Source organism: Allobosea sp. OK403 (assembly GCF_900113835.1).
In the GTDB taxonomy this organism is placed as follows: domain Bacteria; phylum Pseudomonadota; class Alphaproteobacteria; order Rhizobiales; family Beijerinckiaceae; genus Allobosea.
Genome location: NZ_FOQV01000004.1, coordinates 325,356 through 337,694 on the forward strand (window position 1 = coordinate 325,356; position 12,339 = coordinate 337,694).

Annotated in this window: 14 protein-coding genes; 3 read left to right on the top strand and 11 right to left on the bottom strand. The window is 67.8% G+C overall.

The genetic code is table 11. The features are described 5' to 3' along the window. Positions 1 to 354 precede the first annotated feature (354 nt). The gene (locus BMZ97_RS17650; RefSeq protein WP_092172260.1) at positions 355 to 1,137 is read left to right on the top strand and encodes a 3-hydroxybutyrate dehydrogenase; all 783 of its coding nucleotides are present in this window, start codon (positions 355 to 357) and stop codon (positions 1,135 to 1,137) included. Between the two features lie 90 nt (positions 1,138 to 1,227). After that, positions 1,228 to 1,974, top strand: coding sequence for an acetoacetate decarboxylase (locus tag BMZ97_RS17655; protein ID WP_092172263.1), 747 nt, complete (start codon positions 1,228 to 1,230; stop codon positions 1,972 to 1,974). A gap of 18 nt (positions 1,975 to 1,992) precedes the next feature. On the opposite strand, the gene BMZ97_RS17660 is transcribed toward BMZ97_RS17655, so the two are convergent. The 9 genes from BMZ97_RS17660 to BMZ97_RS17700 all read right to left on the bottom strand — a co-directional run bounded on the left by BMZ97_RS17660 (position 1,993) and on the right by BMZ97_RS17700 (position 9,272). Further along, a complete protein-coding gene (locus tag BMZ97_RS17660; RefSeq protein WP_092172266.1) occupies positions 1,993 to 2,757 on the bottom strand; it encodes an ABC transporter ATP-binding protein in 765 nt (254 codons plus the stop codon). After that, positions 2,754 to 3,767 (bottom strand): FecCD family ABC transporter permease, encoded by a 1,014-nt coding sequence (locus BMZ97_RS17665; protein ID WP_092172269.1) that lies wholly within the window; start codon positions 3,765 to 3,767, stop codon positions 2,754 to 2,756. The genes BMZ97_RS17660 and BMZ97_RS17665 overlap by 4 nt, the downstream gene beginning before the upstream one ends. Before the next feature lie 38 nt (positions 3,768 to 3,805). Then, entirely contained in the window at positions 3,806 to 4,855 is a 1,050-nt protein-coding gene (locus tag BMZ97_RS17670; protein ID WP_092172272.1) for an iron ABC transporter substrate-binding protein, read from the bottom strand. After that, a complete protein-coding gene (gene tsaA, locus BMZ97_RS17675; protein ID WP_092172274.1) occupies positions 4,842 to 5,321 on the bottom strand; it encodes a tRNA (N6-threonylcarbamoyladenosine(37)-N6)-methyltransferase TrmO in 480 nt (159 codons plus the stop codon). Before tsaA ends, BMZ97_RS17670 begins: the two co-directional genes overlap by 14 nt. A gap of 15 nt (positions 5,322 to 5,336) precedes the next feature. After that, the gene (locus tag BMZ97_RS17680; RefSeq protein ID WP_092172277.1) at positions 5,337 to 6,101 is read right to left on the bottom strand and encodes a molybdate ABC transporter substrate-binding protein; all 765 of its coding nucleotides are present in this window, start codon (positions 6,099 to 6,101) and stop codon (positions 5,337 to 5,339) included. Positions 6,102 to 6,106: 5 nt separating this feature from the next. After that, positions 6,107 to 6,916 carry a molybdate ABC transporter substrate-binding protein gene (locus BMZ97_RS17685; protein ID WP_092172280.1) on the bottom strand — a complete coding sequence of 270 codons (810 nt, stop codon included), beginning with the start codon at positions 6,914 to 6,916 and terminating at the stop codon, positions 6,107 to 6,109. Between the two features lie 4 nt (positions 6,917 to 6,920). Beyond that, positions 6,921 to 7,784 carry an ABC transporter substrate-binding protein gene (locus BMZ97_RS17690; RefSeq protein WP_092172283.1) on the bottom strand — a complete coding sequence of 288 codons (864 nt, stop codon included), beginning with the start codon at positions 7,782 to 7,784 and terminating at the stop codon, positions 6,921 to 6,923. Between the two features lie 73 nt (positions 7,785 to 7,857). Beyond that, the gene (locus BMZ97_RS17695; protein WP_092172504.1) at positions 7,858 to 8,580 is read right to left on the bottom strand and encodes an ATP-binding cassette domain-containing protein; all 723 of its coding nucleotides are present in this window, start codon (positions 8,578 to 8,580) and stop codon (positions 7,858 to 7,860) included. 5 nt (positions 8,581 to 8,585) lie between these two features. Further along, the gene (locus BMZ97_RS17700) at positions 8,586 to 9,272 is read right to left on the bottom strand and encodes an ABC transporter permease (protein WP_092172507.1); all 687 of its coding nucleotides are present in this window, start codon (positions 9,270 to 9,272) and stop codon (positions 8,586 to 8,588) included. A gap of 174 nt (positions 9,273 to 9,446) precedes the next feature. Here BMZ97_RS17700 and BMZ97_RS17705 point away from each other — a divergent pair, with 174 nt between their 5' ends. Next, positions 9,447 to 10,337, top strand: a complete 891-nt coding sequence (locus BMZ97_RS17705) for a helix-turn-helix transcriptional regulator (protein ID WP_092172285.1) — start codon at positions 9,447 to 9,449, stop codon at positions 10,335 to 10,337. On the opposite strand, the gene BMZ97_RS17710 is transcribed toward BMZ97_RS17705, so the two are convergent. Together BMZ97_RS17710 and BMZ97_RS17715 are read right to left on the bottom strand one after the other, a co-directional pair. After that, a complete protein-coding gene (locus tag BMZ97_RS17710; RefSeq protein ID WP_092172288.1) occupies positions 10,321 to 11,151 on the bottom strand; it encodes a hypothetical protein in 831 nt (276 codons plus the stop codon). The genes BMZ97_RS17705 and BMZ97_RS17710 overlap by 17 nt on opposite strands. Before the next feature lie 19 nt (positions 11,152 to 11,170). After that, positions 11,171 to 12,307, bottom strand: a complete 1,137-nt coding sequence (locus BMZ97_RS17715) for a DSD1 family PLP-dependent enzyme (RefSeq protein ID WP_092172290.1) — start codon at positions 12,305 to 12,307, stop codon at positions 11,171 to 11,173. Positions 12,308 to 12,339 lie beyond the last annotated feature (32 nt).

Below are 12,339 nucleotides of genomic sequence, written 5' to 3' on the forward strand. Positions count from 1 at the left end.
CTCAGGCTGATCGCACTGCAACAATGATAATGCCGATGTCGCCAGAGCAGGATGCGAAAAAATAGGCACCGTTTTTTCGCAATCGATCCTGCTCTCACTCTTAGATGAGAGCCGGATGATTTTAGATGGGATCACTTCGTGAGCCCATCTAAAATCATCCGGCTTTAGGAGACAGCGATATCAAGTGACAGCGATATGACGCCAAAACACGGTCATCATCCCGCAAGGCGCTGTCATCGTCCCGTCAGGCAAGCTTCATCGCCGCGTCAGCTTCCCCCGTCACGCCTCAGGCACGGATTTTGCGGCGCAGCAAGCACCGGCGAACCGGTCCGGATTTTAGAGGGAGAGAGCAGCATGCTGAAGGGCAAGACCGCCGTCGTCACCGGCTCGACCTCCGGAATCGGCCTCGCCATCGCCCGCGCCTACGCGGCCGAAGGCGCCAACATCGTCATCAACGGTTTCGGCGCGCCCGACGACATCGAGAAGGAACGCGCCGGCATCGAGGCCGATTTCGGCGTCGTGGCGCGCTATTCCCCCGCCGACATGTCGCATGGCGGCGCCATCGCCGCGATGATCACCGATGCCGAAAGCGAGTTCGGCGCGGTCGACATCCTGGTCAATAATGCCGGCATCCAGTTCGTCTCGCCGATCGAGGACTTCCCCGTCGAGAAGTGGGACGCGATCATCGCGATCAACCTCTCGGCCGCATTCCACGCCATCCGCGCCGCGCTTCCGGGCATGAAGGCGCGTAAATGGGGCCGCATCATCAACACGGCCTCGGCCCATGCGCTCGTTGCCTCGCCGTTCAAATCCGCCTATGTCGCTGCCAAGCACGGCATCGCCGGTCTGACCAAGACGGTCGCGCTCGAGGCCGCGACCTTCGGCGTCACGGCGAACGCGATCTGCCCCGGCTATGTCTGGACGCCGCTGGTCGAGAAGCAGATACCTGAGACCATGGCGGCGCGCGGTCTCACCAAGGAACAGGTCATCAACGACGTCTTGCTGCACGCCCAGCCGACCAAGCAATTCGTCACCAGCGAGGAGGTTGCGGCGCTTGCCGTCTTCCTCGCCTCGGACGCCGCGAAATCGATCACCGGCGTCATCCTACCGATCGATGGCGGCTGGACCGCCGAATAGGCTCGAGCCTTGCACGAAAAAGCGGGTACTGGTTTTTCGCGCAAGGCTCTCAACTTTTAGAAGCGACCTGATCCAAGGGGCGACATCGTCATGAATCGCAAGGACATCCTCGATCTGCCATCGATGCCGCTGGCCGGGCCGAGCTACCCGGCCGGGCCCTACCGCTTCGTCGACCGCGAATACATGGTCATCAGCTACGAGACCGACCCCGAAGCGATCCGCCATCAATTGCCTGAGCCCTTGATGCCGTTGGCGACGCCGATCGTCAGCTATGAATGGATCAAGATGCCCGATTCCTCCGGTTTCGGCAGCTACACCGAGAGCGGTATCGTCATCCCCTGCAAATTCGGCGAGGAGGAGGTCTCCTTCGTCTCGCAGATGTATCTCGACGACGAACCGCCGATCGCGGCCGGCCGCGAGATCTGGGGCTTTCCCAAGAAATACGCCCATCCCAGGCTGGAAGTGGTCAAGGACACGCTCACCGGCACGCTCGAATATGCCGGCCAGCAGGTCGCCATGGGCACGATGGGCTACAAGCATGAGAGCCTGGCCGGCAACGGCGTCAAGACCACGGCGATGCTGACCAAGACGCAGGTCAACCTCAAGATCATCCCCGGCGTCGATGGCGAACCCGAGATCTGCCAGCTCGTGGCGCTGAACCTCACCGACATCACGGTGAAGGGCTCCTGGATCGGCCCCGGCCGTCTCCATCTGATCCCGCATGTCAACGCGCCGGTCGCCGATCTGCCGGTGCGAAAAGTCATCGGCGCGCACCATTTCATCGCCGACCTTACCTTGCCCTTCGGCCGGAAGATCCATGATTACATGAAGGGATGAGTGGGCAGATCTAGCCACTTATCCCGGCAGGAACGCGACCCGCCCGTCCGTGCCTTGCACGGTCTCGATCGCGACCCCGTAGAGTTCAGCCAACCGCTCCGGCGTCAGCATCGCGGCGGCTGCGCCCGTCGCGATCGCCTCCCCCTCGCGCAGCAGCATCACCCGGTCGGCATGGGCCAGCGCCTGGTTGGGATCATGCGTCGTGAAGAGCACGCCGAGTCCCTCAGCCGCGAGCTGCCTGATCTGGCTCATCACCTTGCCCTGATTGCCGAAATCCAGGCTCGCCGTCGGCTCGTCCAGGATGACATAGGCCGGCTCCTGCGCCAGCGCGCGGGCGATCAGCACGAGCTGGCGTTCGCCGCCCGAGATCTGGGTATAGGGGCGCTGCGCCAGCTTCGCGATACCGAGCCGCTCCAGCATGGCTCGCGCCACCTCGCGGTCATGGCTGGACGGCGCGGCAAGCAGCCCGCCATGCGCGGTGCGCCCCATCAGCACCACCAAGAACACCGTGAAGGCAAAGGTGCCGGCATGGGCCTGGGGCACATAGCCCAGCGCCCGCGCCCGCTGATTGACCGAAAGCGCCGCCAGCGGCCGGCCGTCGAGTGTCAGCGTTCCGCCATGGGGCGGCAGCAGGCCGAGCAGGGTCTTGAGCAGCGTCGTCTTGCCGCCGCCATTGGGGCCGAGCAGCGCCAGGACCTCGCCTGCCTTCAGATCGAGGCCGATATCGCGGCCGATCCGGCGCTCAGGGTAGCCATAGGCGAGGTCGGCCGCGCTCAGGCTCACGACCAGCCTCCGCGCGCCGAAGCCAGCAGCCAGATGAAGAAGGGCGTGCCGATCACGGCGGTGAGGATGCCGAGCGGCGTCTCGACCGGGGCTGCGGTGCGCGCCAGCGTGTCTATGATCAGGAGATAGCCGGCACCGAGGAGCGCCGCCGTCGGCAGGAGCTTGCCGAAATCAGGGCCGACCAGGAAGCGCGCCAGATGCGGCACGACGAGCCCGACCCAGCCGATGATGCCGGCCGCCGCGACGCTTGCCGCCGTCACCAGCGTTGCCGCCGCTACGATCGCGATGCGCAAGGGGCCGGTATCGAGCCCGAGCGCGCGCGCCTCCTCCTCCGGCAGCGACATCACGTTCATCCGCCAGCGCAGGGCGACGAGCACGGCCGTGCCCAGCAACACCGGGCCGAGCAGCGGAACGAGGTCCGGCCTGGCCGTGCCGGCGAGGCTGCCGAGCAGCCAGAAGGTCATGGCGGGCAGTTGGTTGTATGGATCGGCCCAGTATTTCACCAATCCGATGCCGGCCCCCAGGAGCGAGCCGACGACGACGCCGGTCAGCACCAGAGCCAGCACTGGATCGCCGCGCCGGATCGTCGAGCCGATCGCATAGACAGCGCCGACCGCGACCAGCCCGCCCGTGAAGGCCGCAAGCTGGATCGCGAACAGACCCAGCGAAAAATAGATCCCGACGACCGCCCCCAACGCTGCACCGGAGGACGCGCCCAGGATATCGGGCGAGACCAGCGGATTGCGGAACAGCCCCTGGAAGGCCGTGCCCGCGACCGCCAGCGCCGCCCCGCAGAGCACGGCCGCCACCACGCGCGGCCCGCGAATATTCCAGATCACGGCCTCGATCTGCGGCGACAGGCCCGAGGGCTGGCCGGTCAAGCCCGCCCAGACGAGACGCGCCAGCTCGGCGGGCCCGACAGGGAAGCGCCCGAGCCCGAAAGCGAGCAGCACCGCAACGCCGAGCAGGCCAAGCGCGATGGCGTTTCCGCGAAGGGAGGATGGCGGCATGGCGTCAGGACGGATCCAGTGGGCGGGGAAACACGACCTTACCCCCGTCCCGACAGGATCAGGTCGAGCTGCGCCTCGCTCGGCGTGACCTGATAGAACAGCGTGTGGAAGTCGCGCGCGATGACGCGGATATCCTCGGGGAACTGGGCCGGGTAGAGCAGCTTCGCCAGCCACCACAGGCCGACCATGCGGTTGACCGAGGGCGGGAAATCGACCCAGCCGAAGGGCAATTTCGGCGAGAGATGCACCCGCCCCGCCTTCACCGCCCGGATGCTCGCCCAGCCCGGATCCGTATGCACGCTCACGGCAAAGCCGGGATCGATGGTGACGATCACCTCCGGATCCCAGGCCATGACCTGTTCGAGCGAGACTTGCGCCAGGCCCGAGACTTGCGCCAAGCCATTGCCGGGCTGCTCGGCGGCGACATTGCGCGCGCCCACAAAGCTCAGCGTCTCCACATTGATCGAACCGCCCAGCCCGGTCTCGAGCCCGCGCGGCCCGCGCGCGTAATAGACGGAAGGGCGCTGTTCGGCGGGAATCGTCGCGACGCGGCCCCTGATCACCGTCATGGCGGTCTCGCACCAGCGCGCCAGCGTCTCGGCCCGCTCCATGCGCCCGGTGAGTTGGCCGAGGATGCGGTAGCTCGCAGGGGTAGCCTCGAAGCGCCCGTCGAGCAGCGCATAGGGAATGCCGGTCTGGCCCTGCACACGCTCGGCGAGTTCGACATAGCTGCGCCCGGTCGAGCCGGCATCGACAATGAGGTCGGGCTTCAGCGTCAGCACCGCCTCCAGATTGGCGCTATTGCCACGTCCGGTGATGCGGCCGATCTGCGGCTTGTTGCCGATATCCGGCAGCAGAAAGGGCAGCTCCTCCGGCCCGTTGGCGCGCGGCCAGCCCAGCAACAGGTCCGGCGCCAGCGTATAGAGCTGGATCGCGGCCGGCGGCCCGGCGGGGAAGACGCGCTCGACCCTGGCCGGAATCGCGATCTCGCGGCCGGCCCCGTCGCGGATGGCGGCCGCCCAGGCCCCCCGCGGAATCGCGAGCGTGGCAAGCCCGGCCAGAACCAGGCGGCGGTCAGGATGCGGCATGGCGATGCTCCTGCGCTGGCGACTGGGCGCAGCGGTTCGGCTTCACATCGAGCAGGGGCGTACCGTCGAGGCAGTCGAGCCCGCGTACGATCAACGTACCGTCCTCGACACGCAGCAGCCGCACCCGCGACAGCGCGATCGGATTGGGCCGCACCGGCGAGCGCAGGGCGAAGGTGCCGAGCGGCTCCGCCCCGCGCGGTGTCTGGGTCACGAGGTCGCGCCGCGCCTCATGCATCCAATAGAGCAGGTCGAGATGAGCGAAGGCCGCGATCCCCATCAAGGCCGCATGCCAGGGCGCGTCGATCTCGACGCGGCATTCCGGACCGTTCTCGCTGTCGCCCTGGCGCGGGCACTGGTCGCGCGTCGCGAAAGGCGTGCGAATCCGGCCGATGAAGACGAGATGCGCATCCTGCCTCTCGGGCAGGGGCGCGGATGTCTCGCCCGGTCGCGTCGCCTGCCAATCCATCCGCGCTTGCTCCGTTCAGTTCGTGTCGCGCGGCAGGGTCGGCGCTGCGAAGCCATGCTTCGCCAGGATCTCCTGCCCGGCCCGCGAGAGGATGAACATGGCGAGCCGCCCGGCATTTGGCGAGGCCTTCGCCATCACGGTCAGGCCGTAATCGGCTCCCACCGACAGCGCGGCCGGCAAGCGCACCAGCTGGAGGCCGGGCTGTTCTCGCGCGATCGCCTCGGCATTGGTGCGATAGGCCAGGAACAGATCGGCCGCCCCCGTCGCCAACTTGTGACCGTAGACATTGACGCCGGAGGGGGCCGCGATGCTCGCCGGCCCGCCGGTCAGTTGCAGCGCCTTGGCCTCCAGCCTCGCCTTCGCTCCGGCTTGCAAGGCCTCGGCGCGGGCGAAAACTTGGAAGGCGTAGTCGCCGGAGGGATCGGCCTTCGGCGTCGAGGTGCCGAGCTTGATCGCCGGATCGAGCATGCGCGCCAGCAGGGTCTCAGGAGACACCGCAACCTCCGGCCGCGCGAAGACACAAAGCTCGTTGCGCGCGAACAGCACGACCGGCCCCGCCAGCCCCGCTTTCGCCAGCGCTTCGGGGTTGCCCAGATCAGCCGAGGCGAAGAGATCGGCCGCCTCGCCCTGGGCGATCCGCTCCTTCAGCAGGCCCGACGCGCCGCAGACCAGTTCGACCGCCAGTCCGGTCCTGGCTTCGAACACCGCCGCGGCCTCGCCCAACGCCGCGCGCAAACTGCCCGCGGCCAGGAGCCGGATCGGCGGAAGGGCCGCAGCCATCGCCGTCAACTGCCCTCGCGCGGCGCGGTCGGAGCGGTGAAGCCGTGCTTGGCAAGGATGCGCTGCCCCTCAGGCGACAGGATGAACATCGCCAATCGGTAGGCATTGTTCGAGGCGCCGTTCATCACGGTCATCCCGTAATCGGCGCCCACGGCCAGCGCCGGCGGCAGCCTGACCATGCGCTGGCCCGGCTGTTCGCGCGCGATCGGCAAGGCATTGGTGCAATAGCCCAGGAAGAGATCGGCCGCCCCGGTCGCCAGCAGATGGCCCGTGCCGTTCCTGTCGGCCGGAGTCGGCGCGCTGTTGGGACCGCCGACGAGCTGGAGCGCCTTGGCCTCCAGGGCCGCCTTGGCGCCCGGCTGCAGCGCCTCGGCCTTGGCGAAGATCTGCCAGGCATAGTCCCCGGACGGATCGGCCTTCGGCGTCGAGGTGCCGAGCTTGATCGCAGGATCGAGCATGCGCGCCAGCAGCGTCTGCGTCGTCACCTCCAGCCCGGTGCGGGCAAAGGCGCAGGTCTCGTTGCGGGCGAAGAGCACGACGGGACCGGCCTTGCCCTCCTGCGTCAGGGCGAGCGGATGGCTCATATTGGCGGAAGCGAAGACCTCAGCCGCCTGGCCCCCGGACAGGTTCTCGCGCAACAGGCCGGAGGGTCCGAAGCTGGTCTTGACCGGCAGCTTGGCCGTCGCCTCGAAGGCCTGGGCGACTTCGGTCAGCGCATTGCGCAGGCTGCCGGCGGCGTGGAGCAGCACGGGTTGCTCTGCCTGCGCGACGGAGCAGGAGAGCCCGAACAGGGCGGCAAGAATCAGACGGCGCATCGGCTCAGGCTCCCGCCTGCGTCGCATTCGGGAAGAATAATTGCTGGCCGTCGATCTTGTAGTCGGCGATCGCCTTCTGGCCTTCCGGGCTGATGAGCCAGTTCACGAAGGCCTGGCCGTCATTGACCTTCACATGCGGGTGCTTGGCCGGGTTGACCGCCATGACGCCATATTGGTTGAACAGACGCCGGTCGCCCTCGACCGCAATGACGAGATCGCCGCGGTTCTTGAACGAGATCCAGGTGCCGCGATCGGAGAGCACATAGGCGGCCATGCCGCCAGCCGTGTTGAGCGCAGCCCCCATGCCCTGGCCGATATCGCGATACCAGGAGCCCTTCTTCTGATCGAGATCGATGCCGGCAACCTTCCAGAGCGCCAGTTCGGCGGAGTGGGTGCCGGATTTGTCGCCGCGCGAGACGAAGGGCGCGCCCTTTTCCTGGATCGCCTTCAGCGCAGCGACAATGTCCTTCGTGCCGGCGACACCGGCCGGGTCGCTCTTCGGGCCGATCAGGACGAAGTCATTGTACATCACCGGCTTGCGCTCGAGCGCGAAACCCTCAGCCAGGAACTTCTCCTCCTGCGCCTTGGCATGGACGAAGACGACATCGGCATCGCCGCGCCGCGCGGTGTCGAGCGCCTGGCCGGTGCCTTGCGACACCACCCGCACCTCGATGCCGGTCCTGGCCTGGAACAAGGGCAGGATATGCCCGAACAGCCCGGAATCCTGCGTCGAGGTCGTCGAGGAGACCGTGATGAAGCGCGTGCCCGCCGCCGCCGGTGGCGCGACTGTGGTGGTCTGGGCGAGCGCAAGGCCGGCAAAGGCGGCCGAGAAGCCCGCAATGAGCAAGAGGCGTCTGGTCGCGATCATAGTCGTCTCCTCATCATGGTCGTCTCCTGGGGTTTCTGGTTTTGGCAGCAATCGGTTTCTCGGGAAGAGCGTCTCACCAGAGCAATTCCCCGGCGAGGAAAGCGCGGGCCTCGATCGTCTGCGGCTCGGCGAAGAAGTACGCGGCGAGGGAATCCTCGACCAACCGGCCCCGATGCAGGAACAGCACGCGATCGGCCAGCCGCTTCGCCTGGCCGAGATCATGCGTCGACATCAAGACCGTGATGCCCTCCGCCACGAGGCCGGTCAGCAACTCCTCGATCTGCCACGTCGCGGCGGGATCGAGCTGCGAGGTCGGCTCGTCCAGGAAGAGCAGTTCGGGCCTCAAACTCCAGGCACGAGCGATGGCGAGGCGCTGCTGCTCGCCGCCCGAGAGCAACCGCGCCGGCTGCCTCGCGCGCTCAGACAGGCCAAAGCGCCGCAGCGCGGCCTGAGCGCGTTCGCGCCGCTCCATGCGCGCGACGCCCGCCGCCGCCAGCGCATGATCGATATTGGCCTCGACCGAGCGGCGCAGCATGATCGGCTTCTGGAACACCATGGCGTGGCGTTTCGCGCGCCCGGTCGCGCTCGCCGCCCAATGCACGTGGCCCTCGCTCGGCGTCAGCAGGCCGTGGCAGAGCCTGAGCATCAGCGACTTGCCGGCGCCATTGGGCCCGAGCAGCACGGTGACCCCGCCCGCAGGCACGACGAGGCTGACCGCATCGACCAATCTGCGCCCCTCCCCGAGGAAGGAGATGCTCTCGAGGCTGAGCGGCAGAATCGAGGTCACGTCACGCATCATGCTCATCCAGCATAGCGGGCGCCGATGCGGCTCGCCCCGAAGGCGACCGCATTGATCGCCAGCGTCAGCGCGATCAGCACAAGCCCGAGCCCCAGCGCCAACGGCAGGTCGCCTTTGGAGGTCTCCAGCGTGATCGTCGTCGTCATGGTGCGGGTGTAACCGGCGATGTTGCCACCGACGATCAGCACCGCGCCGACCTCGGCGCTCGCCCGGCCGAAGCCGGCGAGCAGCGCGGTCGCCAGCGCAAAGCGCCCATCGAAGAGCAGGGTCGGGATCGCGCGCATTCCCTCCAGCCCGACCGAACGCAGATGGTCGCGATACTCGCTCCAGAGATCCTCGACCGTCTGGCGTGTCAGCGCGATCACGATCGGCAGGACCAGGATCACCTGAGCCGCGATCATCGCGGTCGGCGTGAACAGCAGCCCGAGCGGGCCGAGCGGGCCCGAGCGGGAGAGCAGCAGGAAGACGAAAAGCCCGGCCACGACCGGCGGCAGGCCCATCAGCGCATTGAGGCAGACGATGACGACCGAGCGGCCGGGAAAGCGCGCCAGCGCCAGGGCCGCTCCGAGCGGCAGGCCGATCAGCCCCGCGATCAGCACGGCGGTCAGCGTCACCCTGAGCGACAGGCCCACAATCGCCAGGAAACCGGGATCGAGCCCGACCACCAGCGCGAAGGCCGCCTTGAAGATCGCCGCGAAGTCCACCGTCCGTCGCGCTCCCCCGAAAGCCAGACCTGCCTGAACGCCCAGATCTGCCCGAAAGCATAAGCCTGCCAACAGCCAGCGCCTGCAGACACTTGTGATTTCTAGAGTTCAATGCGACTAATTGCCAATCTTGGAACAAGAACAGCCCAGCGCAGCCAAATGCAGGATCGGATTTATCTGACCACCGAGGAGGCCGCCGCCTATCTGCGGCTCAAGGAGCGCAAGCTCTACGAGCTCGTTGCCAATGGCGCCGTGCCCTGCACCAAGGTCAGCGGCAAATGGCTGTTCCCGCGTACGGCGCTCGACCGCTGGCTCGAGGCCGGGCTGGCGCGGCCCGAGGGCATGCAGCCCTCAAACCCGCCGCCGATTATCGGCGGCAGCCAGGATTCATTGCTCGAGGTCGCCGTGCGCGATTCCGGCTGCGGTCTGGCGCTGTTGGCGGAAGGCTCACGGGCCGGGCTCGACCGGCTGACGCGCGGCGAGGTCGCCATCGCCGCGATCCATCTCCATGCCACACCCGATGATGACGCAGCCAACCTGGCCGCGATCCGGGCCGAGCCCGGCCTGTTCGACGCGGTGGTGATCGGTTTCGCCCGGCGCGAGCAGGGCTTGCTGACGGCGCCCGGCAATCCGCTCGCCCTTACCGGCATCGCCTCGGCTGTCGAAAGGCGTGCCCGTTTCGCCCGCCGCCAGCAGGGCGCCGGCGCGCAACTGCTGCTGACGAGCCTGATGGCGCGCGACGGCGTCCCCGACGGCCGCATGGTCATGGCCGAGGGCATCTGCGCCACCGGCCAGGACCTGGCCCTGGCGATCCGCACCGGCCGCGCCGATTGCGGCGTCGCCTCGCGCGCCATCGCTGCCGCCTTCGGCCTCGATTTCCTGCCGCTGGTCTGGGAGCATGTCGATCTGGTGATGCGCCGCCGGACCTATTTCGAACCGGCGACGCAAACCCTGCTCGCCTGGATGCGCAGGCCCGACATGCCGGCAAGGGCGCGCGAACTCGGCGGCTATGATCTGGCGCAGAGCGGCGAGGTCAGGCTGAATCGCTGAGCGAGGGCGGGCAGCGGCCGGCCGGGCTTTCGCGCCACTTCCCAAAATTCCGCCAGGCGCCGACCCGATGCACCGCCTCCCGGTCCCGCCCGGTCTCCCCGAATGGCGAGACCGGCCAGTCCCAGCTCTCATCCGGCTCGGGGAGCACGACGCCGCGCATCAAATCGAGCCTCTCGATCACCGCTCCGGCCCTGTCGCGCTCGACCATCTCGACATCGCTGAGCAGGACGACGCTCCCCTGAAAGCGCGCGAGATCGTCGAGATGCCAGGCGATGCAGCGTGCTGGCAGATCGGCCGGAAATGCGGCAGCACGCTCCGGATTCTCCTCCAGCCAATCCTCCACCGGCCAGGCGAGCTGCGAGAGCAGATTGGCCGAAATCACGAGATCGATGCCCGCATCCGTGACGAGATCAGCAACGGGGTCTATCCGTCGCTCGCGCTCCCCGGCGAGCCAGCCCATCACGCCGCTGAGATCACGCGTCAGCAGCGTGACCTTGCGGCGAAAGGCCATGCGCAGCCTGACCGGCGGCAGATGCACCGCGTCGACCAAAAGCACGCGCGCAAAGCTGGTGCAGAGCAGGTCGAGCGGCACGTCACGCATCAGCCCCGAACCGAGCACGACGACGCAGCACCGGGATGGCAGTGCCGCGACCACATCCGCCACCACGGCGCGGCAGCGCCTATGATGCGCAGCCCAGGCCTTGCGGTGGCGAAAGCCGCGCGCCCACAGCGCCGTGCTCTCCGACACTAGCCCCAGCCGCCGCGTCATCCGCCCGGCCGGTGTGATCAGCCTGAGCGCGAGTTCGGCGAGCATCGCATGCGCCGGGAGGCGTTCAGGTCAATGCGCCGCGCGCCGCCACCGGCCAGAGCGCCTCGACATGGGCGTCAGGCCCGTGCATCCCGCGCACGCAGACATACCAGTCGTGCAGGTTCACCGTCGGGTCGCAATGACCGGGCACGAGCAGGATATGCTCGCCGCGATGCGGCAGCGCGATCGGGTCGCCGGTCAGCACGCCATGCTCGTCGGAGGGTTTCGTGTAGACCGCGCCCTCGCGCCGGAACGGCATCGGCATGCCGGAATCGATCGCTGCCGCCTTGTGCCCGGCATCGACGATGGCGCGGTCGGGCACCGGCTTGCTCATCACCCCGGTGAGGATGAAGAGCGCATGCTCGAAGGCGCGGAACGGCGTGCCGTCCGCCTGCCGGTTGCGGGCGTAATCGGCGTCCATGAAGATGTAGGAGCCGGCCTGGATCTCGTTCCAGATGCCCGATCCGGTCTCGATCTCATAGGTGCCGGTGCCGGCCCCGCTGACGACGCCGCAGCTCAGGCCGGCCTGGGCCAGGCGTTCGACCGTGTTGCGGGCCGAGAGGCCGGCGCGCTCAATCGCCTCGCGCCGCTCGTCGATCGAGCGCATATGCTGGGCCGTGCCGTGATAGGCCTGCAGGCCCCCGAAGCGCAAAGTGTTGCTGCGCGAGACCGCCTCGGCGATCCTGACCGCCGCCTCGCCGGGCGCGACGCCGCAGCGCCGGCCGCCGACATCGATCTCGACCAGGACATCGAACACGACATCATGGCGCGCGGCAGCTTCCGCAGCTTCGCGCACGCCATCGAGATGGTCGACACAGAGGCTGATCTTGGCGCTGCGGGCGAGCTGCGCCAGCCGGTCGAGCTTGGCGGCACCCGCAACCTCATTGGAAACCAGCACGTCCTGCACGCCGCCCGCGACCAGAATCTCGGCCTCCGAGACCTTCTGGCAGCATTGCCCGACGGCGCCATGGGCGATCTGGCGCAAGGCGATCTCGGGGCTCTTATGCGTCTTGGCGTGCGGCCTCAGGCGAATGCCATGGGCCTGCGTATAGGCCGCCATGGCGACGAGGTTGCGTTCGAAGGCATCGAGGTCGAGCACCAAAGCAGGGGTGTCGATCTCGCTGAATCTCTGGCCGGCTTGGGCCGGCGGATGCAAGGGCATGGGCTGTCGCAATCTCCTGAATCGGTTGTGGC